Source organism: Trichocoleus desertorum AS-A10 (genome assembly GCF_039962155.1).
Classification (GTDB): domain Bacteria; phylum Cyanobacteriota; class Cyanobacteriia; order FACHB-46; family FACHB-46; genus Trichocoleus.
Genome location: NZ_JAMPKN010000053.1, coordinates 1 through 21,268, shown reverse-complemented (window position 1 = coordinate 21,268; position 21,268 = coordinate 1). Strand labels below are relative to the sequence as shown.

At 45.5% G+C, this 21,268-nt stretch carries 22 protein-coding genes and 2 pseudogenes; 15 read left to right on the top strand and 9 right to left on the bottom strand.

From position 1 onward, the window contains the following. Positions 1–119 precede the first annotated feature (119 nt). Complete coding sequence (locus NDA01_RS27780; protein WP_348230566.1) at positions 120–737, top strand: AAA family ATPase; 618 nt, start codon at positions 120–122, stop codon at positions 735–737. Between the two features lie 60 nt (positions 738–797). Beyond that, the gene (locus NDA01_RS27775; protein WP_348230565.1) at positions 798–1,145 is read left to right on the top strand and encodes a hypothetical protein; all 348 of its coding nucleotides are present in this window, start codon (positions 798–800) and stop codon (positions 1,143–1,145) included. 239 nt (positions 1,146–1,384) lie between these two features. Here the strand turns inward: NDA01_RS27775 and NDA01_RS27770 are convergent, their stop codons facing one another. Beyond that, positions 1,385–1,636: a helix-turn-helix domain-containing protein gene (locus NDA01_RS27770; protein WP_348230564.1), complete on the bottom strand. Its 252-nt coding sequence runs from the start codon at positions 1,634–1,636 to the stop codon at positions 1,385–1,387. A 205-nt stretch (positions 1,637–1,841) separates the two neighbouring features. On the opposite strand from NDA01_RS27770, the gene NDA01_RS27765 reads away from it, so the two are divergent. From NDA01_RS27765 to NDA01_RS27750, 4 genes are all read left to right on the top strand, one after another. Next, a complete protein-coding gene (locus tag NDA01_RS27765) occupies positions 1,842–2,048 on the top strand; it encodes a hypothetical protein (RefSeq protein WP_242024296.1) in 207 nt (68 codons plus the stop codon). Next, positions 2,045–2,365, top strand: a complete 321-nt coding sequence (locus tag NDA01_RS27760; RefSeq protein WP_348230563.1) for a helix-turn-helix domain-containing protein — start codon at positions 2,045–2,047, stop codon at positions 2,363–2,365. Before NDA01_RS27765 ends, NDA01_RS27760 begins: the two co-directional genes overlap by 4 nt. Positions 2,366–2,440: 75 nt before the next feature. Further along, positions 2,441–3,097, top strand: coding sequence for a hypothetical protein (locus tag NDA01_RS27755; RefSeq protein ID WP_348230562.1), 657 nt, complete (start codon positions 2,441–2,443; stop codon positions 3,095–3,097). Beyond that, complete coding sequence (locus NDA01_RS27750; protein WP_348230561.1) at positions 3,094–3,780, top strand: hypothetical protein; 687 nt, start codon at positions 3,094–3,096, stop codon at positions 3,778–3,780. Before NDA01_RS27755 ends, NDA01_RS27750 begins: the two co-directional genes overlap by 4 nt. A 67-nt stretch (positions 3,781–3,847) precedes the next feature. On the opposite strand, the gene NDA01_RS27745 is transcribed toward NDA01_RS27750, so the two are convergent. Continuing rightward, positions 3,848–4,444 carry a glutathionylspermidine synthase family protein gene (locus tag NDA01_RS27745; protein ID WP_348230567.1) on the bottom strand — a complete coding sequence of 199 codons (597 nt, stop codon included), beginning with the start codon at positions 4,442–4,444 and terminating at the stop codon, positions 3,848–3,850. 264 nt (positions 4,445–4,708) lie between these two features. Between NDA01_RS27745 and NDA01_RS27740 the strand changes: the two genes are divergently transcribed. Beyond that, positions 4,709–5,425: a hypothetical protein gene (locus NDA01_RS27740; RefSeq protein WP_348230560.1), complete on the top strand. Its 717-nt coding sequence runs from the start codon at positions 4,709–4,711 to the stop codon at positions 5,423–5,425. Positions 5,426–5,505: 80 nt separating this feature from the next. Here NDA01_RS27740 and NDA01_RS27735 read toward each other — a convergent pair. Further along, positions 5,506–6,311 (bottom strand): annotated as a pseudogene (locus NDA01_RS27735) (IS5 family transposase). A 304-nt stretch (positions 6,312–6,615) separates the two neighbouring features. On the opposite strand from NDA01_RS27735, the gene NDA01_RS27730 reads away from it, so the two are divergent. Together NDA01_RS27730 and NDA01_RS27725 are read left to right on the top strand one after the other, a co-directional pair. Beyond that, entirely contained in the window at positions 6,616–7,470 is an 855-nt protein-coding gene (locus tag NDA01_RS27730; protein WP_348230559.1) for a serine/threonine-protein kinase, read from the top strand. Further along, positions 7,471–8,676 carry a hypothetical protein gene (locus tag NDA01_RS27725; protein WP_348230558.1) on the top strand — a complete coding sequence of 402 codons (1,206 nt, stop codon included), beginning with the start codon at positions 7,471–7,473 and terminating at the stop codon, positions 8,674–8,676. It abuts the gene before it with no gap. Positions 8,677–9,101: 425 nt separating this feature from the next. On the opposite strand, the gene NDA01_RS27720 is transcribed toward NDA01_RS27725, so the two are convergent. Next, entirely contained in the window at positions 9,102–9,287 is a 186-nt protein-coding gene (locus NDA01_RS27720; protein ID WP_348230557.1) for a hypothetical protein, read from the bottom strand. Continuing rightward, positions 9,277–9,981, bottom strand: coding sequence for a thermonuclease family protein (locus NDA01_RS27715; protein ID WP_348230556.1), 705 nt, complete (start codon positions 9,979–9,981; stop codon positions 9,277–9,279). Before NDA01_RS27715 ends, NDA01_RS27720 begins: the two co-directional genes overlap by 11 nt. A gap of 268 nt (positions 9,982–10,249) precedes the next feature. On the opposite strand from NDA01_RS27715, the gene NDA01_RS27710 reads away from it, so the two are divergent. The 3 genes from NDA01_RS27710 (at position 10,250) to NDA01_RS27700 (ending at position 14,472) form a co-directional block, all read left to right on the top strand. Further along, the gene (locus tag NDA01_RS27710) at positions 10,250–10,741 is read left to right on the top strand and encodes a hypothetical protein (protein WP_348230555.1); all 492 of its coding nucleotides are present in this window, start codon (positions 10,250–10,252) and stop codon (positions 10,739–10,741) included. Positions 10,742–10,999: 258 nt separating this feature from the next. Beyond that, on the top strand, positions 11,000–11,794 hold the full coding sequence (locus NDA01_RS27705) for an endonuclease domain-containing protein (protein WP_348230554.1): 795 nt from the start codon (positions 11,000–11,002) through the stop codon (positions 11,792–11,794). 428 nt (positions 11,795–12,222) lie between these two features. Then, positions 12,223–14,472, top strand: coding sequence for a DNA/RNA non-specific endonuclease (locus tag NDA01_RS27700; RefSeq protein ID WP_348230553.1), 2,250 nt, complete (start codon positions 12,223–12,225; stop codon positions 14,470–14,472). Between the two features lie 510 nt (positions 14,473–14,982). On the opposite strand, the gene NDA01_RS27695 is transcribed toward NDA01_RS27700, so the two are convergent. Together NDA01_RS27695 and NDA01_RS27690 are read right to left on the bottom strand one after the other, a co-directional pair. Beyond that, positions 14,983–16,068, bottom strand: a complete 1,086-nt coding sequence (locus NDA01_RS27695; RefSeq protein ID WP_348230552.1) for a hypothetical protein — start codon at positions 16,066–16,068, stop codon at positions 14,983–14,985. Positions 16,069–16,362: 294 nt separating this feature from the next. Continuing rightward, positions 16,363–16,539, bottom strand: a complete 177-nt coding sequence (locus NDA01_RS27690; RefSeq protein WP_348230551.1) for a hypothetical protein — start codon at positions 16,537–16,539, stop codon at positions 16,363–16,365. A gap of 146 nt (positions 16,540–16,685) precedes the next feature. On the opposite strand from NDA01_RS27690, the gene NDA01_RS27685 reads away from it, so the two are divergent. Then, the gene (locus NDA01_RS27685; protein ID WP_348230550.1) at positions 16,686–16,979 is read left to right on the top strand and encodes a hypothetical protein; all 294 of its coding nucleotides are present in this window, start codon (positions 16,686–16,688) and stop codon (positions 16,977–16,979) included. Positions 16,980–17,077: 98 nt separating this feature from the next. Here NDA01_RS27685 and NDA01_RS27680 read toward each other — a convergent pair whose 3' ends face one another. Further along, a complete protein-coding gene (locus tag NDA01_RS27680; RefSeq protein WP_348230549.1) occupies positions 17,078–17,401 on the bottom strand; it encodes a hypothetical protein in 324 nt (107 codons plus the stop codon). A 242-nt stretch (positions 17,402–17,643) separates the two neighbouring features. Between NDA01_RS27680 and NDA01_RS32085 the strand changes: the two are divergent. Further along, a pseudogene (locus NDA01_RS32085) lies at positions 17,644–17,955 on the top strand (response regulator); the annotation flags it as partial. Between the two features lie 274 nt (positions 17,956–18,229). Then, entirely contained in the window at positions 18,230–20,245 is a 2,016-nt protein-coding gene (locus NDA01_RS27675; RefSeq protein WP_348230548.1) for a hybrid sensor histidine kinase/response regulator, read from the top strand. A 215-nt stretch (positions 20,246–20,460) separates the two neighbouring features. On the opposite strand, the gene NDA01_RS27670 is transcribed toward NDA01_RS27675, so the two are convergent. Next, positions 20,461–21,000 (bottom strand): rhodanese-like domain-containing protein, encoded by a 540-nt coding sequence (locus tag NDA01_RS27670; protein WP_348230547.1) that lies wholly within the window; start codon positions 20,998–21,000, stop codon positions 20,461–20,463. Positions 21,001–21,268 lie beyond the last annotated feature (268 nt).

The following is a 21,268-nucleotide window of genomic DNA, read 5'->3' as shown; positions in this document are numbered from 1 at the left end:
TGTTGAGCCAAGAGAAGACTGCCAAGGGGGGAATGAAGGCCAAGCGCCTCAAAGCAGGCTGGGATAATGATTATCTGGCTAAAGTCTTTGCTCAATAAGATGCGTTTGCCCTGTTACAGGTGCCTGCTCCAGTCGCCTCTATTGAAATGGAACAACACGGTAGCGCCACTGATTTGTTTCTCAAAATCCTGGAGTTTCTTTCTAATCCATTAGATTGTGGACCTTTAAGAGACTTGCGGTCGCGAACATGGGGAACGCTTAAGGGGTATGGAGTCAAAATTCTGATTGTTAACAATGCAGATTTGCTATCCTTTACAGCGTTTAACGAGCTTATACGAATTGCGGAGAAGTTAAAAATTTCAGTTATCTTGGCAGGTCCACTTTACTTAAACGATTTAATTGATCCCAACTCTAGTAAGAAGAAAAAATACATTAACATACACAATATATTTTTGAAGTTTTATCCGTTTAATTCACTGTCTCTTTCAGATACAGCCACTGTAATTGATAGCTGGGAAAAGGCTGGGTTACGTTGGTCAAGCTCCTTAAATCTTGCAGAAGATCCAAGCATCGTCAAATACTTATACGAAAGCTCTCAAGGTCAGCTTAGAGTACTGTATGAGATCCTGCGTGAGATCGCAGTATGGAAACTTGACCATCCAAAAGCTCAAGTAAACTTGCAGAACATAGCTGGGGCACTAGGAAGTCACTATGTCCCCATGTCTAGGCTCAGATAGGGTTAACTTAAAGGTGCTGATTGTGAAGAAGCAGAGTCAGTGTGCCAATCTATAGAAACTATGGCAGATGGGGAGCTACAGCATTCAATCTTGTATCTTCCGCCTTATGAAGGCGAAAGTATTAGTCATTATCTTGGCCGCTGGTTCCGTCAAGAAGCTGTCAGTCTGTCTGATTCTTTCAGCCTTAGTAGAAAATTAAAACTTGGCAGTGTTTTGTGGAGATGGCAGCATTTCTACTTCAACCCTTCCAATCATGATCTATTGCTGAAGATCAGTACCTTAACAGAGGTGGAAGTAGATAGGTTACTTCAAATGTTTCCGCCTGAACGTGAACCTATCAAGCCGAAGCCAATTCGCTTGTGTGCTGCCTGTTATGTTGAAGCCCCTTACCATTGCATGGGTTGGTAGTACCAATCGACCAACGGGTGCAAGAAACATCGGCTCCGCTTGCTCTCAAAATGCCCTAGTTGCCAGGAACGATTTGCAATCCCATCTTTATGGGTAAAAGGGGAATGTCAAAGATGCAATATGCCCTTCAAAAGTATGGCAAAGAAGCAAAAGCCTTATTAATAAACCCTCCGCTAGCCCCTGTTCCTACACCCCACTGGTAGCTAGAAACAATAATTAATTGGTATTGAGATCTTCTGTTATTTATCCAACTCAGGTTCAATTTTGTACCTGGCGAAGAGCTTAACAATTGAAATACCAAGAGCTTTGGCAATCTTTTCAATATTGTCCAGGGAAGGACTCACCTTTCCTGTCTCAACATCAGAAATGTAGGTTCGGTGGAGTTCAGCTAGCTCTGCTAACTGCTCCTGAGACATATCTAGTTCTCGCCGCCGTTGCCGGACAGCTTTACCGAAGCGCTGTCGGATGTTGGTTTGCTCATTATGCGTCACCGCATAATGCTGCTAGACACCAGCTCAAATTTCTACAGCCGATTGGCTACAAAATGTAGTTTATAGGCTACAATTGACATTAGTTTCTTGCAACTGAGAGATGACTGCGGCGCGATCCTATTCGGCACAACTACTGCCAGAGGGTTTTCCTCATCAGATACCCCAGCCAAGGCTGAGGATCGGGGATCGTGTTAGCTGGCGACCCTTGCCAAGCCAGGACTTTGGTACTGTGACAGGGCTGCAATATGCCCCAGCAGAACACTTAAAGTCCTGGGCTTGGCGTTACTTAATTTGGCTTGACCCTCAATCACCTTCCCATGCTTGGACTTGTACAGATACAGCTTGGGAAGCAGACTTAGAACTACTAACTACCGATCAGCGTAATACCACGCTTGAGGTGGGGCAGGAGTGAGCCTACGAGACTTGGGGCAACGAGAGATCGCTTTGCTGAAGCTCTACACTCGCTGTCAGCTAGGCATGTCACCTCAAGAGTTCTACGCCAAGTGGAGCGTGACCCATGCTCAGATGGCCCAAATCTGCGGTTGCTCTGAACCTACCGTTGATCGCTGGTTTGCCAGAGCTAAGAATTACCGTCCACCCGAAGCACTCTACCTACGACGACTGGCAGAAATGGACTTGCTTTGGGAGTCGTATGAGCAAATTCCTCCAGCATTGAGACAAGTGCTCTGCCCCCCAACCTCCAACAATGGACAAGAGCTATCACCGTGATAGCGAAGGTTTGTCTGGGCTAGCTACAGGACTTACTGTGAGAACAGTCTATGGATTTCTAGTTCTCCAGTACCAATGACCATTCAAATCACCTTGGAGCATCGCCTGCTCCAGTTATCTCAGGAAGAACAGTCTATTGCTAAGCTTGCGGCTACTCGGCATGCTTCCAAGATTCGATTTAAGACTCTCGTAGCTAATAGGCGATTTACTTACGCCTCAGTCGGTTCTTTCCAGCTTCGCAGAGACACGCTGAGGCGCATGGTTAGTAAGTACTCAGAACAATTGGTGTATCGCCCCCTCGAAGAAATACAGTACTGGTTTACCTACTCCAGCGGTGCCTTCTTAGAGCCTGGGTATCCACCCCTGTTTTACAGCAGGACTGAACAGCGGCGCGTGACGGCTAACAAGAGCGCAGTGGCAGGGATTGGTGAAGGGATCGCCGGATTCCTAGCTCAACGGTACTACCGATGCCGCAAGTTGGCCCGCCCTAACCATGACTACCCAGATATTGTCATGGAGGGGAATGGCAATACTTACCTGATTGAGGCGAAGGCAACCACTGACTCAACCCTGGGCATCAAACAGGTGTTGGAGGACGAGCTGGTTCGGATGGCAGGTTACATTTCTGCTTGCGCTGAACTAGACACTCGGCCTGTGGTGGGGATTTTAGTCGGCACAGCTTTGATAAGTGAGACGGACTACCGCTGCTACATTACCGAGGTGGCTTTATGAGATTCAAACTGCTGTCTCAAGAAGAGTTCATCCTACAGAACGTAGTAGACCTGATTCAAAGCTCAGTGGAGCGAGGATCGCAAACGTACAGTAGTGCGGTTGAGTTTGGCTTAACTGAGTTAGTCAAAGAGCAGATGCGTCGGATCGCGCAAGAAAATGACACCCAGCGATTGGGCGATGCCTTAACGTTAGCGACCCTAGATGTCCATAAAAAAGTGGAGGGGCGTTTAGCTGAGCGCAACATTCGCTTTGACCTCAGACCCCATCTTGGAGGGGTAGAAACTGCACTAAAGTTTCCAGGTAAAGAAGTTGCTCACCTAAAAGACAGGCTGGCACAGTCTAGAAGAACGAACAGAATTGGAGAGCGCAAGAGGATTGCTGAGGCAGCTCAAGCTCCATTCGAGATAACAGAAGTGGGGCTGCAAAACTCAATAGAAGCTCTGATCGCTGCTCCAGTGGGCCAAGTGTACGAGTTGAACTTGGAAGAAGTGAGGCGATCCTATGAGGTGGAGGGGGAGTGGTTTCCTTTTCAGGTGAATGTTGAGGAGTTAGAGTTTGTAATTGATGACGACGGGACAGTTTTTATCTCTACTGAGAACTTCCCTGAAAAGCTAGTTATAGAGGCAAGGGAAATGCTTGTAATCTTAGCAAAGCGATTATATGGGCGATCAGCAAGCTACTAAGCTGCAAGAAAAAACATTCAATCTGCGTCGGCACAAACTCAGTACTAATCTATTTCCTAAGAACTCTTTAATAGCCAATCGGCAGGAATTTAGATGTATTGCCTATGACCATATCTCCTATTCGGGCAGAGACACCTGTTGGAATACCATTGACCAAGAAGCAAGACATTTGCAGCGTGTAATTATCGCCGTCTAACTGGATTTCCGGCAAATCTACATATTTTTGGTATATATCCATTAAGTCAGCATACTCATGAGACTGGTTATACGCTGACTTGCTACCATCCTTATATATCTTTACTTCCTTACCTTCTCTGCCAAACGTAGGTTTAGCAACGAAAGGCTCCTCAATTTGAGATCTTTCTATAAAAGTAGGGAGAAAATGACTAAAGCCAGTTAAATTATTTGACGCAAAAAAGTCCTCTCCTAGCATTGTGATGAAAGCTAATAAAGCTTTGTTTTGGAGGGTAAATGAGCTAGCTGGATTAATTAAGAGAACTTTATTAAGTGCAGCTAAAGGTTCAAAGTAATCCCAAAGACGCTTGTTTGAGCTCACATCTTTATCTTCTATCATCCATTCAGTAGGATATAGACGGTAAATAATATCAAGCTTCTGACCTGTATTGTCGTAAAGCCAATCTTCGTCCATCTCAACAAAGTCAATTGGGCAAAGAATTATTTTAGACAGACGATGGCATCAAAGCTTTAAAGTCTAAACTGATTTTAGCCATTTTACTTTTGTAGTAAACACATAAAAGTTTTGAGATAGGGTATAGCTTAGTGATTTCCACACATTACTCTATTGATTTGATTAGCTAAATTAGTATATAATATTTTCGGAAAGCCAACCTTTTTCTAAGGTATTTTTAGTGTTTCAGCTACTTGTAACACCATACTTTCTAATCAATAGTTACTAAGAACATACTGGATGATCACATCAGAAACAATTAGTGAATATCCCTCTCTAGAATCAATAGGTCCTTCTCTTCGAAGCTTAACCAAAGGACCGGAGCATAGTCTTGTTGTCAATTATATTGATTCTAAGATCACTCCATACTCTGATGAGTGGCAAGTAATTTTTTTAGAGCCTCGAGTAGATGCTTGTTTTCCTGATATAGTTATTGTTTATTTTGATACTAATATTTCAGAAAACTGGTCACGTGATCGAGCAAAGTTAGTTAAATCTGACATTCGTATTTTGCACTATATATTTACCAATGAAGTAGTAACGCTTTCGCAGCTGAATACATTCTTTCCTAAAGGTGTTTCAAGCTCTTTGAAGCGGCTCCATGAAGCGAAAGTTATCGAATGGATAGCAGGTGATTGGAGAGCTAAACCATTACATGAAATTTTCGCAATTAAGAAACTAGTTGCTATCGAGGCAAAAATAAGTAATTGGCAGCAAGGCCTTCAGCAAGCATTTCATAACAGTTGGTTCGCTTCAGAATCCTACTTGCTGCTTCAGCACATGCCTAGGCGAACGACTCTATTGCAGCAAGCAGAAAACATGGGAGTAGGAGTTTTAATGCCCCATCAATGTTTAGATAAACCCGAGATCTCAGCACAAGTAGAGCGAATGCCAAAATCTTATGCTTCATGGCTATTCAATGAGTGGGCTTGGAGAGCTAAATTGGCAAAAAATTAAGAAATATGAACTCATTACATAATCACTGTATTGGATTTGTTTACAAATGGTTTATAAGAGCCTGTTTATAAAGTGAAGCTTTAAAACACCAATCGTCGCAGCATGATGCGAGTCATCACCGCATAAATTGCTGCTTCACTTATTTCAGGTAATCGTTCGTAATCCTTACTGAGCTGACGATACCAATTCAGCCAGCCAAAAGTTCGTTTGGCTACCCAACGTTTGGGCAAAATCCCAAAGCCAAGTCCCTGGCGCTCAATCACCTCCACTCTGGCCTAAATCATCAACCACACAGCTAAGGCAAAACTGTCGCCTCGATACCCTGTATCTACCCACAGCACTTGGCTCAGCAGCATTGGGTTGTCCTCCACCAAACTTAGCAGTGCATAAGCTGCTACTACTCGCTTACTGGCATTCGCCTCGGTCACCATCATCTTCTACAGCAGACCCGAACTATCGACCCACAGGTGCCGCTTGCGTCCTTCTACCCGTTTGCCGCCTAGGGCTTCGCCCCACCAAAGGCGAACGAACCCTTAGACCTCGTCCTTTTTTCAGTGGTCTTGACCAATTGGCTATCGGTTGCCACTTCACTCGGTTGAACCGACTTCCCCAACCGTTCTCTAAGTTAATCGCATAAAGCCTGGTTCATTGCCTCCCATACGCCTTGCCGTTGCCATTTGCGGTAGTAGCTGTAGACGGTTGAACTGGAAAGTCACGGGGGGCAGTGCCACTGGCATCCCGTTTTGAGTTGATAGTAGATGGCATTGCAGATGGCTCGCATCTCTACTGTGCGAGGATAACCACTGGGTTTACCCGGTGGAATCAAAGGAGAGAGCAGATTCCATGCTGCATCCGACAGGTCAGTGGAGTAGGCCGTGAGAGATATAGCATGTGGCTGAAGAGCTTCAATTGCATCCTAAAGCAGAGCTTTTGAGTGCTGGCTTGGCTTTAGACTTACTTTATGAATAGCCTCCAAAACCGCTAAGAAGCTTACTAAGATAGAATTTCAAGGATTTTTTGATCTTATACCATAAAATTGTATGTCTTTGACTGAATATTTTCTTTAAGCTCTTATTTCTCTATAGCTTTTCACCTAATATAAAAATCTGCTATACAGGTCACAGGAAACTTGCAAACTAAGTATTGTAAGCGCCCTATATTAAAATTTTTGCAAGCTTTTAGCCATAAAAATGACTATCGATCTTGATTGGATAAAGCAGCAATTCTCAGAATATACTTCACTCGACTACTTGAACGCTGGGGGCCAGAAATCTGTTCTTTTAGGAACACACCCCGTAGATGGTGATATTGTCCTAAAGCTCTGTCATCCCCAAGTAAGGACTGAACGTATTATCCGAGAAGTGCAGGCAGTACAGGAAATAAGTTCAACACGAGTCCCCAAGATATTTGAGCTAGGAACAAAAAATTCACCTATCGGTGAACTAATTTGGATTCGTGAAGAGCGAGTGTCCGGGAAAAATCTGCGTCAGATACTGAGAGAACAAAATTCTCTCGCTCTTGAGAAGGTTCTCTGTCTTGGTCTACATATTTTAGAAGCACTCGCTGATGCTGAGAGTACTCGAATTGTCCACCGTGATGTCAAACCAGAAAATATTATCATAGACCCATCTGGAGATGCTTGGCTGCTTGACTTCGGCCTTGCTAGACACCTTGATATGGAATCGATTACCGCAACTTCAGACTATCTTGGTGTCTTCACTCCTGGCTACGCTCCACCAGAGCAATTTAGAAACAGGAAGGGAAATATTGATGCAAGGGCTGATCTTTTTGCCCTTGGTGTGACACTGTATGAGTGTGCAGAAGGAGTTAATCCGTTTAATTTCCAAGTTCGTGATTACTCAGAGGCCCTTCGAAGAGTGGAATCACAGCCGTTACCACCAATATCCAAAGTTGCAGATCAAGCTGGTCAACTACGCGATCTGGTTTTAACTATGACCCGTTCTCGCCCAGATCACCGTCCTTCAACTGTTGCAGAAGCACTAAGTTGGATGCAGGAGATCTGTATTGCAGAAGGAATTAGCTAAATGGAACTTTTTCTTCAGTTTGGCTATGGAATGATGGACCATTGCTGCTCACTTATTCAAGAGTGGGGCAACGGCACAATTATTCTTAGCCCACGGGACCTCAAACCAAATCAACTTCAAAGTTTTGCAAAAAAAGTTCTCAATTTAGGTGGTTCTCTACTTCTAGATCCACAATTTTATCTGCCATACGCAGACCATGAAAGACTACAGTCCCACGAGTATTTTCCTAAGCAGTATGCAAGTTTTGAGTTTTGGTCAGGCGCTGGTCTAAGAGCACTCTTAATGGACTTGTATACTTTAAATCATCAGCTTGGTTGTGATGATTTTATTTTGCCTGGTCTCTATGCACTAGAGATTGATGAAGATTGGCTTATAAGGCAAAATGCTGTAATTCAGCAAGCTCTAAGTTTAGAAGAAAATCAAAAAGATTTAATTGCAATAGTAGCACTTAGTGCAGATGCAACTAGGAATGTAGATCAAATCCATGAACTGATTGAAGCAGCTAGATTATGGAATGTAAACGGTATCTACTTAATATGTGAGCATCCTAAAGGTCAATATTTAGTTGAAGATCCTATTTGGGTAGCAAATGTTATTGACTTAATTGCAGGTTTCCGGCTCAGCGGAAAAAGAGTAATTGTTGGATACTGCAATCATCAAATGCTAATTTCGGGCTGTGCCTCGGCAACTGCAATAGCCTCTGGAACTTGGATGAATGTTCGCTCATTTCCACCTGAAAAGTTTAATGCTCAATACCTTGAAGAAATTAAGCAAAAAGCAGTTTGGTATTACTGTGCAAAAGGACTATCAGAGTTCAAAATTTCATACCTAGATATAGCAATGGGGCAAGGCCTTTTAAATCAAATGGCTTCTTCAGGAACCCTTGGAAGCCACTATGCCGACATCCTGTTTCAAGGGACTCAACCAAGTACCGTGGGATTTGGAGAAAGACAAGCCTTCCGGCACTATTTACAGTCTTTGAAAAACCAAGTTCTTTATCTTAGACAAAATTCGTTTAATGATACTATCGATACCTATGAAAGTACTCTAGTCACAGCTGAAGAACTACTGCAACAACTTCATTCTGCTGGTATTCGGGGGCAGGATCGTGATTTTGGAAAAGCCATAGATGCTAATCGGGCAGCGCTTAGCTTGCTAAAAACAACTCGAGGGCCAATGTTACGACGTAACTGGAGTAGACTGTAGCTTCTTCAAACATTTATGAGACAGAGCATATAAGAAGGTAATTACTTGCTGCTCACAATCTGCTTCCATGTTTATTTCTGGCAACTCTATGAAGCAATCGGAAGCGCTCTAAAATTACTACAAGACGAGCGCACAGCTTTTGCACTTGCTTAGATTCATTGCGTAAAGGCTGAGCAAGTCAAGGTAGCATAAAATGCTGGCCTGATCAAAGCACAGCAATTCCCTTATCCATGAGCGAGAGAGCCTGAAGTTCCTTCAAGGTAGAGGTCAGTCAACCCCTACTGAATCGGATTGACTGATGAAAAATGCCGTGCCATTACTATGCCACTGGGTGAGGGGCAGAAGTTGTTGCTTCCCCCACTCGCTCCGTTTCGCCCCTCGCCCTCCAACGAGACAATCTGCACGGCATTTTTCAAGCGGCGCTTTTATAGGTCAGTACCTCTGCAAGCGACTCCAGAGGATTTCACCACATCACCATTGGGTGCTTGCAAAACACAGCGTTCCTCCGCAAACATTTCAGGCCAGAAGTACTGTGCCCACATGGAAAAGGTAGCAATCCCAGCCAAGATAGCAAACGTGATCGCGCTCAACACTTTGAAATTAACTTTCACAACCCACCCCATCATTGTCTCTATCAAACCCATGTGGGTCGGGGGCTACAACTTGGAAACGCCGCTCTGGAATATCACCACAATCTAAATCAGGTGGTCCAGGAGGAATGCACACCCCTGGGTAGGCAGGAGAGCAGTTAGAGGTCTGAGCCGCAGGCTGTGGAGTGCTAAGCCAATTAACTGTGGGGGCTGCGTTAGAAGTGCCTCGCTTACCTGCTCTAAAATCCCACGGCATGACTGGATTAGCTTGGCTCCAGAAGGCTAGCTTCCGTTGCTTAGCTTTAGCTTCTGCTTGGAGGTAGCGATCCTTAGTAGCAGTACAAGCACTCAAGTATTGCCTGTAAACTACAGCTCGGCCTTCTTGCACCATTTGTAGGTTGACTGATTGACCGTTCTTGAAGACCTCAGCGACGGTGCGGCCATAGCGATCCTTCTCTACCACCCGCAACTGAACGCTTTGATTCTTGGGCAGAAATTGGCTGAGACGAGTTGCTGCCTCTTTGCCACCAGCTTGGGTGGACTCCGGGGCATCCGCGCAGGCAAGTCGTACAGTGATGGGTTGCCCATTCACCTGAACACGTAATGTGTCTCCGTCACCCGTGCTGATGACAGTGCCCGTTTGATTAGTTTGGGCCAAAAGTGGAGTAGGAGAAATCAGAGTGAGCGTGACTGCCAGCGCAAAGAATCGATTCATGCTTTTACCAGAAGGGGCAGGCTTAGGGTTCCCTATTCTTCTCTGGGATTTTACTGGTCAGATGCCTGCTAATGAAAACTGCAAAGCTGAGTCTCAAGATCGCTTCCATTGAACTTTGTAGAAATTCCCTAACGCCTGGTTTCACTTAATAGTGAAGTAGCCATAAACAGGCTATGAAGAGTTGACTTGCTAGAAATAGCTACTGTGAGGCTTAGTAGGGCTTGAGTGAACGCTTTTAATTAGTGCTCTACTCTTGCTCAATAACCCTATGAAGCTGAAATGGTTGGCTCACAAATGGTTTGCTGCTCTTACTACTACCTGTGTAGTTATTTGCACAATGGCTATGCTACTAGCTCTTTACCCATTAGACCTTTATAGGTTTGCACTTGCAGGGATCTTCAATTTTCCTTCTTGTTGGTTTTGGGTTTTAGGTCATGGTGCCCGCTCCAAAGCGAAGAAGAAACAGCAGGTACTTCAGTTTTATAGAAAAAGCTCTGGTGACTGGCTTACTAGTCCTGAAGCCGTTGAAAAGATCGTTACAGCTATCAAAGAACGCCCTCTGAAGGAAGTAGAAGATTTCTACAGAAACTTACAGTTCAAGATGCATGAATTCATTGAGCATTTTGGAATGGGTTGCCTCAGAACAGGCTTTATTGAAGTAGTTGAAGCCTGTCTTCAGGTTTTTCATCCAGACTTAAATACTGTGGCGGCTCGGCAACTTGCATTGAAAGAATTTGAATCCTACAAACAGCAAGAATAGCTGGGTGAATCCTAGACGGGCCAACTCAAACATCCATACCTAGAGCCAGTTATTCACAGTATCTACAAAGCAAAGGCAAGGTGAGTAGGTAGGTGTTCTTTTGTATTTTGGCTCGTCTTGACCCTTGTTACTAAGAGTTCTGTAGCCAGGGCTTAATAGTGCTGGATAAATGCTTTTGCCTGGTAGCTTTATAAGTCCTGAAAAATTACGTTTTAGACCATACGTCTGGGCATTCTAGGAAAGCCTTAGGAGGAGTGTATGGTAGGTAGTCAAGAAACTAGCCCAAGCGAACTAAATTTGGACGGGCTTGAACATCAAGCTGGAAGTCATGCCCTTGTCGCCAGTGGGGGTAAGCTTCCTTTCTGCTTTCCAGTAATGACCACTAAATTGTTGGACATTATCATTGCTTTGAGTCCTCAATCCCAGAAACTCAACCCTAAGCAGCGAAAGACGTTGAGGCAAAACCTCAACACTAAGCTATACAACAAGACTCGCCCTGGATTTTATTGGGAAGTGGCAGATTCACTTCATATTGCTTATGCAGGCCAACCAGCAGGTGCCAAGACTCAACACCATTGGCGTATCTTCTGTGATGACTCCCTCAAGACTCAGATTGAAACCTTGATAGCAGGCACAGCCCTAACTACCTCGGCCCCTAGCACGGAACCCAACGGAAATTACACGAAAGGGTGGGGTGGACTTTACCTACGGTCTGAAGCAGAAGTCAGAATAGCAGAAGCGCTTGACTTGGCTGGAACATTATTCTTTGCCAATGCCCGTGGACGTGTGGGCCTTCAAGATACAGGCATCAGTGACACCCAGCTTACAGGTCGTGTCGAAGTTGATTTTTTGATTTTTCACCAGGGCCGATGCGTTTCTCTGGAAGTGGATGGGCAGCACCATTTAGCTCAAGACCAATCCATTCGAGACTATGCTCGTGACCGAGTATTGCTGCGATCCGGGGTTCCCACCATTCGATTTACGGCAAAAGACTGTTTTGAACGTCCCCAGCAGGTTGTTTCTGAAACTTTGGCTATTCTAAGACTTCATTAAAAGCCCGTGTTTCACCGTACCTGCGAAGCAGGGGGAAAGGTGAAACACGGGCAGCTCTCTTGTTTTTGAATCGTCTTGACGCTTGATACTACGCCGTTTTGTAGTTAGGGCTTATGTAGTATTTAGGTGAACGCTTTTGACTGACGGATCTATTGGATTCAGTAGATAAATGGTAATTACAAAACTTCACTTTGATCGATGAGGTCTACTGCGTTTGAGTGAGCGCCTAAGTAATGATCGCCAGCTAAGCTAATGGAAAAATAAAGTCTGTTAGCTTCAGCAAACCTTTGTAGCCGGATGTTTACGAGAGTGAGAGTGAACAATTTCTGGTGCTACTCGACAACCATTAAGGGTGTTACCGTTATTTCTCAACGTTTCGATGGATTTTTGACGAGATGGGTAAATCAAGGTAAATGGAATAACAACCTATGGCCCTACAAGAGGTTCCAAAGAGGATTACGAATGCTGCTCGCGAACGCGTCAGAGCATCTGAGGCTAAAAAGCAACGAGAACAGGTTAGAGAATCTGCTGAACAGGGCAACCTACTTACTGCGGAGCCGGACGAGCACCGCAAAATCCACCGATTTCAAGCTGTAGCAGGAGTTGATCGGAAGATAGCAATAGCACTTGCTCATGGTGAAGATCCTGCAAAAATGGGACTAGATGGGGATGCACGCCTTGGGGCTGAGCGAATTCAAGGGCGTACTACTGACTTTGTTGGTGTTGCATTTCTTGATTCCGCTCTAGCTGCTGCCAGTTGTGTCGCTCGGGTGATCTTTCGTGATGGGCAGCCTCAAGGCAGTGGCTTCCTAATTTCGGATCGCTTGTTTCTCACCAATAACCACGTCATCAGTAGCGAAAAGGCAGCGGAAGAATTTCTACTAGAGTTCAATTATGAGCTTGACCCACATGGACACGCTCGATCAGTGACTCGCTTTGCTCTCGCTCCAAAAACATTCTTTTTGACCAACTCTGAAGACGATCTGGATTACACGGTGGTGGCAGTGGGTGATCGTGAAAGTGGTGCCGGAGATCCTAAAGACTTTGGGTTCTGTCCATTGACAAATACTGACGACAAGCACCTCATAGGAGAGTTTGTCAACATTATTCAGCACCCGGACGGAGATTACAAACAGGTTGTGCTACGTGAAAATCAGCTTGTTACCCGTCTCGACAAAGTTCTGCATTATGTTGCGGATACTTCTCCGGGATCTTCAGGGTCTCCTGTGTTTAACGATCAATGGGAAGCTGTAGCCCTACATCACTGGGGCGAGCCTTATCGCCAAGTCAGTGATGGGGCTGGTCAAATGGTCGATAAGGAAGTCAACGAAGGCATCCGGATCAGCGCAATTGTTCAGGCGCTTGAACAAACTCTCAGTAATCTTCAGAGAGCGCAGGTGCTTCTACTAAAATCGGCGCTCAAACAGAGTTTTCGATACCCGAGCCGCTTAGGGCTAACTACTGCTACAAGCCCTTCTATCAAGGAAGAAACTAGCCCAAGTGAACCTATGAACCAAACGGAGAAAACATTAAAGGTGAACAAACCTATCCATAATTTCCCTTCTACACACGCGAACTCAGATGGTTCTGTCACACTCACAATTCCTCTTGAAATTACAGTGCGTATTCCAGGTCTAAATGGCAGTGTGGGTAATTCATCTGTTCCTTCAAACTCTATTGACTCGGGGAGGGCTGAGGCTGTTACCCCAGACCCAAACTACTTGAACCGTAAAGGCTACGACCCAAACTTTCTTTCAGACTTTACGCTTCCCATTCCAAAAGTCACTGATCGCGCTCTAGGCGAACGGGCAACGTTACTCAACCCAGCACGTGGTGCAGATCCTTATGAGCTGAAATACGAGCACTTTAGCATTGTCATAAATCGCACTCGTAAAATGGCTTATGTTACCGCTGTCAATATTGATGGACAACAATCCCGTAGGGTCATACGGGAGACCGGTAGAGTTAGTGACGACGGTACACGTGGTAGGTCTAGTCGCAGTCGCCGCGAGTCTGCTAAAGCAGCTGAAGCAAGTGAAAAATGGTACATCGATGAGCGCATTGATGAGGGTGACCAGACCAACCAGAGTCTCTACTCCAATCAGCAACCCACGCGCATCTTTGACCGGGGGCATCAAGTTCGTCGGGAAGATCCTGTATGGGGCAGCGATAGAGAAGCAGAGAGGGCCAATGCGGATACATTTCATTTCACCAACTGCTGTCCTCAAGAATCTAGATTCAACCAACAGCAGCAGTATTGGCAAGGGATCGAAAATTACGTGCTAGACAATGCGCGTGAAGAAGATGCGCAATTATGTGTGTTTACAGGTCCTGTGTTTGCAGCCAGTGATCCGCGATATCGGGAAGTTCGAATTCCACTTCAATTCTTCAAAGTTATTGCACGTCTGGAAAGAGGAGAGCTGAAAGCAACTGCATTCCTCGCTGACCAATCAGAATTACTGACTCGATTACCAGAACGTCTTTCAAGGCGGGGGGCATCAGAAGCTTTCGGAGATTTAGGTCGTGTAAGGGAGTACCAAACCACAGTAGAGGAGATTGAGGAGATTACTGGGTTAGATTTTGGCCTGCTGCGTGACTATGACACGTTTAGAGAGGCAGAGTCATTAACAGGCCGATTTTTGTTATTAGAAGACTTCGCAGATATTCAGCTGAGCTAATACTTTCTGTTGAAGTTCATGAAATCGAGCACATCAATTACACCCTAAGTGTAATTGATGTGCTCATTCGGTTCATCTCTTGCTTCACAAGGACGGAAGCAAACAGATTGTGCGGCAGCGTACTCGGCAATCTAGGCGCTCTCGATCTAATGAACAAGTTGAAGGTGATGTGGTTTGGGCTGTATACCAATTCCTATAAAGTTCCTTTTATATCTCCACAAAGATTGTAGGGCAGCAGCTCAAGGGGTAACAAGAAGGCTAGAACAAAGACTGGAGGCTGAAAGCAGCATGCAAGCCTTGCTGAAGATACCTTCGCTTATTGCCACTGAGCGGTGAAGTTGCACCGCACCTGAGACGTGCGGCTCTTTTGAAGCCAAGTATGACATCGGACGCGATGAGCAGAACCAAGTTGCACCACACCTGAGACGTGCGGCTCCTTTGAAGCTACTCAGCACAGCAGACAGTGGATAGCATCTTCACTCGTTGCACCGCACCTGAGACATGCGGCTCCTATTTCTTGATCGTGACGTGAAATACTCCTAAGTTGTCTGCATATAAAACAAGCGGTGAGAATTTCCGATCTGGATTTCTACCTTGCCCTCCTGAACTACGCTTTAACGCCTCATTTAAGGCATCATAGTAAACCTTCGATTGCGAATCTTCTTTAGAGCTTAAATAAAATGGTGAGAGCACTGCATCATTAACGATGAAAGTTAAATACCCATCTCGCTCAGCAATAAATTCCTGATTAACTAGCTGAGCAACTGGCTTCAATTCTTCCAGCTTAAGGTTATGAGATTCACGGTAACGGTTGAGGATTCCTAAGGGGTCAGCTTGTCCATCTTGAGGGGATAGTTGCTCAGGCATTACAGTGACTAACAAAGCTCCCCACGGTGCTCCTTGTAGAAGCAGACATTCATTAAAGAATTCGCTTCCTTCTAATTCTCCTTCTGGCCCTATCCAACCCCGATAGAAAACGTTGCTAGTTTCTAACGCTTCCTGCTGAGTCGGTTGCTTGATCCATTCTTGTTGCTTTTGCAGCCATTCTTTACCTTTTGTCTCCTCTAGCCGCTGCTTATCCCCATACTGGATAATCGTTGGTTTAACAGCTCTTGCGGAATTGTAAGCTTGCTCCAAGGACAGATGAATACGCCCTCTTGGTTCAAGGATTACACGCTCACCCTTTTTTACAAGGATTCCTGAGTTTTGAAATCCAGTAGCTGAGTCTACAACTATGTATGTCAGTGGTACTTGAGAAGTTGTTGTGCTTGCTTTGTCATTTACTGTGGATGTTTTCTCAGCCGACTGATCTTTGAGTCCAAAATAGAACCCATCTTTATTCCTTCCAAAATTAAAGAATTGAGCCAAAACAATAACTGTTAGTAGTAGGCTGACTTGCACAGCTACTAAAGAAACTGTAACTATCGTAATGGTCTGCACTCTTTGGTTGTGAGGTAAAGCAGAAACACGCTGCCAAAGCCCTAGAGCTATATTCCATGCCCCTAATGAGCTGCTGGTATTCTGGTCATTGTTAGGTAGTGGAAGAACTGGTTTTTCCTGTTTGGGATCTAGCTCTTGTTGCTGTGATTCTGTCATGGTTTATATATTCCTGATGTCTTCAAGGAAATAAACTTGATCACTAGGCAAACGTTAGAAACGCACACCTGAATCTTTAAGTCCAAATGTATTTCTTCGTTTCTAGAACTTTGTTGGTTGTGTTTGACTTATAGGTGAAGTAGAAGGTCCATACCTTGATGACCTTCCAGCCTCATTACTGATGAACTGGCTTTTTCGGAGTAATACCCTTCGTGGGGGAGTTATTTCGGAAAGTAATAGAATTAAAGTTTATTCGCCCCATTTAGTATTTAGGGTATGTAAGCTTCGCTTCTCTCAAAAGCGGGCTACGTTGCGTGACTCAGCTACTTGATCAACTAGTCTGACCACTGCTCCAGTCACTAGCGTCGGAAAGTTCGTTATATTATGGCCTACCGTTAGAAACCGGATCGCTACATCTTCCCGCAGCGCTTTTGCTAAAGCCTTTGAAACACCATATTGCTGGTATGCCAACTCTAAGTGCTGCCTTGCTTGGTGCAACCGTTTGGAAGCTCGATGTTTTTTGCTTCAGAAAGTAAACTTTCAGTTAAGTGTGATATTTAATACACAGTATACTCAAAACTTAACAAATAATGAGACTGTAACCTTGGAGGTTTCGCATGTATCCCCTAGTGCTGTCTCATAACCTCGTGCAGTCCTTCAAGTTTTGGTATCAAAACGAAATCCATGAAGGGATGTGTTCTGACAAGGAAATGTACCGACTTTGCACGGTATACAAGGCTGAAGATAGACAAAGAGCTTTTTCCTTAGCGGTTTCCTTAGCGGTTTCCTTGGCGGAACACGGTGCTCAAGTTTGCATTACTGCCCTGAGAAACGAGTACAAAGTTTGGGTGGGGCTAAGAAATTTGCCTGCGGCTGCACTGACTTCCTTAGAAGAGGCGATCACGGTTTAATCTCGTGTTAGGAGATCGCCATAAATGCAATGCCCTGCCCACAGAGGAAAATGCTATCCAAGCGGGCGCATCTTGAATCAGCAACAGCACTAATCACTTCACTGGTCTGTAGTCCGAGGTGAGGATTCGTTCTCTTTTTGTCGGTTTGCCCTTTGGTAATCTTCCAAACTTACCTCGTTCAGAGTTGCGCCGTACTGAGCCATTGTTTGCTTGAATTGTTCCCACTGCTTCCGTTTCTCAAACCACTCGTTACAGACTTCTTCAACTAGTGCTGCTTCACTACTGCTTAGGTTCTCATTGGGAATATTTAAGGCAAGAATTCTAGCCACTTTGAACGCTTTTTCAAGCTCTATTCCCCACTTGACCAACTCTGCGCGATAGTGTTGCTCTTGCTTCTGGGTGGGTGAGAACCTTTCTTCCACAAGGGCGCATAGTAACAACTGCTCTATTTAAGTACCTTAAGATACAAAATCGCCCTGGCTAAAGGTAGAGTTTGCTTAGCTCGATCTTTAAGGCATCTATGCCATAAGTATTAGTGCTTAAGTAGACGTGTTTATAGGAGCAGAAAAGAAATGAGCTAGCGGTCATTGCTGCTGGGGCAACGAATCCTTGTGGTGGATGCTGATATTGACACCCTTTTTCTGCTGCTTTTACGCTTGAGGAATGTGGAGCCGAAGTAGCTGCTGCGCTATCCACTTCGGAAACAATTGAGCTGTTTAAGGATTTACACCCCACGCTGCTAATCAGCGATCTTGGCCTCCCTTTTGAGGATGGCTTCTCACTCATTCGAGAATTACGCGCATTGGAGGCAGAGCTAGGATGGCAGGTGCCAGCTATTGCTTTGACAGGTTATGCAAGCAAAGAAGCGCGGAAGCGAGCGCTAGAACTGAGCTTTCAGCATTACCTCACGAAGCCGATCCTGCCGGACGTATTGATAGAAGTCATGGTTCAACTTCTAGAGCAGTCTGATAGGTAATGAATTGCTGAGACGAGAAATAAACGGGTAAATCCCCCCATAGGCAGAAATTTCATCTTCTGTAAGGATAGAGAGTATAAAAGCCGTCAGCTAGCCTTTAGTACCCGAAGCAAATATTAAAACTGTTAGCTGGCATTTAATATTCAAGTACAAGCCCCGATCATATGATTGGGGCTTTGTTGTGACAGCAATTAAATAGCTTCTGACCTCTTGAACCGCCGCATATTAGAGAATTTTAAGGACGATAGAAGCATTGCAACGAGTCGTAGGCCATATGCCTATTCCACCTGACCCATCCCAGAATAGAAATTGCCCGTCCGTACATCGTGTTCTTTCGGGCGGGGGTGAAATGGGTGCCCTGATGCGGACGATTGATTGGGCTAAAACTTCTGTTGGCCCGGTTGAGAAGTGGCCCCATAGCCTAAAAACTGCTGTTCGCATCCTGCTCGACTGTCGGCTACCTATGTACATCGCTTGGGGAGAGGAATTTACCCAGTTTTACAACGATGCCTATCGCCCCATTCTCGGCAATAAGCATCCGGCAGCAATGGGAATCAGTGCCCCGGAAACTTGGCCCGAAATTTGGAGCACAATTGGCCCCATGTGGGCAGAGGTATGGCAAGGACAGTCCTTTGGCTTTGACAACTTCAAGCTCACGATTGAGCGCTTTGGCTATCCTGAGGATTGTTATTTTGATTTCTCCTATAGCCCTGTTCCCGATGACTCAGGAAATGTCGCGGGTGTCCTTGTCACCTTTTCAGAGACAACGGAAAAAGTGCTACTGGAGCGACGGCTGAAAGCGGATGCAGACCGATTGACGCGAATTTTTGAGCATGCACCCGTTGGGATTGCTGTATTGAACGGTCCAGAACTGGTCTATGAGTTTGTTAATGAACCCTACCTGGAACTAGTTGACCATCGGCCCGTTTTGGGTCAGCCCTTGCGAGTTGCGTTGCCTGAACTAGCGGGTCAAGGCATTTATGAACTCCTTGATCAGGCTTACGAAACAGGGCAACCCTACGTTGGCAGAATCCAAATATTGTTGAAGCGGGGACAACCACCCACACTTCAACCTTGTGCTTTTGAGGTCGTTTACCAACCACTTCCAGATCAGCAGGGGCAAACAGAGAGTATTGTCGTCATTGCCTTCGAGGCCACTGAACTCATCAATGCTCAGCGTGAAGCTGAGTTAGCCAACCGAGCGAAAGATGAGTTCTTGGCGATACTGGGTCATGAACTCCGCAATCCCCTTGCCCCAATCTCAACGGCTCTAAACCTGATGCAACTACGTGGCATCTCAGAGGTAGAGCGGGAAAGAACCATCATTGAGCGCCAAGTACGTCATTTGGTGGCTCTGGTGGATGATCTGCTGGATGTATCACGACTAGCGCGGGGCAAACTGGCACTCAAAAAGAAACGCTTTGAGTTAGCTGAAGTCATTGCAGCAGCGGTCGAGCAATGCAGTCCTTTGCTCGAACAACAGCATCACCAACTTGAGTTGCAAGTGCCTGACACGGGCCTAACCGTTGAGGCCGATCCCAGACGGTTGGCGCAAGTGATTGCGAACTTACTCAATAACGCTGCTAAGTACACCGAGCCAGGGGGAAAAGTTACCATCCTAGCGGAGCGCTCAGAGGATGAAGTCTTGCTGCGGGTGCGTGATAGTGGCAGCGGCATTGAGCCTGAACTCCTGCCCAAAATCTTTGATTTGTTCTACCAAGAACAGCAGTCTATAGAGCGCTCTCAAGGTGGCTTGGGCCTAGGACTAGCAATTGTAAAAAACCTAGTGGGATTACACGGGGGACGAGTAGCTGTAGCCAGTGCAGGCAAGGGCCGAGGCAGCGAGTTCTCGGTCTGGTTGCCCCTCGCGACTGAAAGCCAAGCTGAGGAAACGCTGGAAGTAGTTATAAATCTGTCTCAACCCGGTCAGCTTCGCATCTTAGTCGTTGATGACAACGTAGATGGGGCTGAGGTGCTGGCGACCTCGCTGAGCCTCTATGGGCATACGATTCAAGTGGCTCATGATGGATTGGAAGGGCTGAAAGCTGCACAGTCTTTTCTGCCGGATGTTGCCATCCTCGACATTGGCTTGCCTTCAATGAATGGCTATGAACTCGCCCACCGCATCCGACAGCTACCGGAGTTGCAGAAGATTCGTCTCTTGGCAGTGAGTGGGTATGGTCAGCAGGAAGACCGGGAGCGTTCCCACCAAGCAGGGTTCGATTCACACTTGGTTAAGCCCGTCGATCTTAATGAGCTAAATGCCGCTTTGTTCGGAAAGCAAACTTGAGCTGGTTAGTGATCGCTGACAACTCACTCAAACTCACTTCAGCCATTCCGCCCCTTCAAATCGCCTCACTCCCTTTCCTGATTTCAGCACTTTACTCCAAAAGCCATTACCAAATGATTTAAAAGGGAGCTGTAAGCTCAAACTCCTAAGCAATCTTTTTTGGTTCTAAGCCAAAGTCAGCCACTTCAGTAATGGCTTGCAATATTAGAGTTGATTCAGAGCGGCTTTAACCGTCCCGCCTTGGAAGTATGGGCAACTTCTTTCCCTGCAAACGGGATCTTGGTGGTGGCAACATCCAGCAGTGGACCCAACTCATACACATTCCTGTACCCATAAGCCTTCAAAGAAGTGTAAGTGGAGAGGTTGAGAGAAGCCGCAGGTGCTTTTGCCGCAAAAGCAGTCTGACTACCTTCAAAGTTGTTGTTGCAATAAATGAGTACCTTGGTGTTTTTGCTGGGAATCACAGCAGCCAGGGATTCTGCTGTAAATTCTGTGAACGGCAGATTGATCGCGCCTTTGATGTGGCGGAGGTTGTATCTAGATTCACTACGAGCATCCAGCAGCACGATCCCTGGCTCTTTCATCATCGCCATAAACTGAGCTTCGGTAAGTCGCTTTGATTCTCGTTCTTCTGAAGACTGAATGACAATTTCTCTGAATTTGTCGTAGTCAATCAGACGATTGGGGATCGCTTCTTGGGCGCAGACTGGGGCAGCAACCAGAGCGACCAACACGAGGCAAAGAGGAAGTTTCATAGGTTTACAGTTACGTGATCAATCAGGGTTTCTGGTAGTTCTAGGTATCATTTGTGCCCCTGACATCTTACCGCTCAGTCTAACTCTCCTAATCTCGACTCAGCAAAGAGTATGAGATTAGTTTCACTTCATCACTTTAACAGGTTAATAAACTCAGAAAGTGTTTGTAAAAGGTCATTAAGCACTGCTTGATTTCCATCTCCGTCGGTTCTTAGTTAATCGCCGCAGCATCAATCGAATCATGACGACATAGATCATGCCTTCGTGA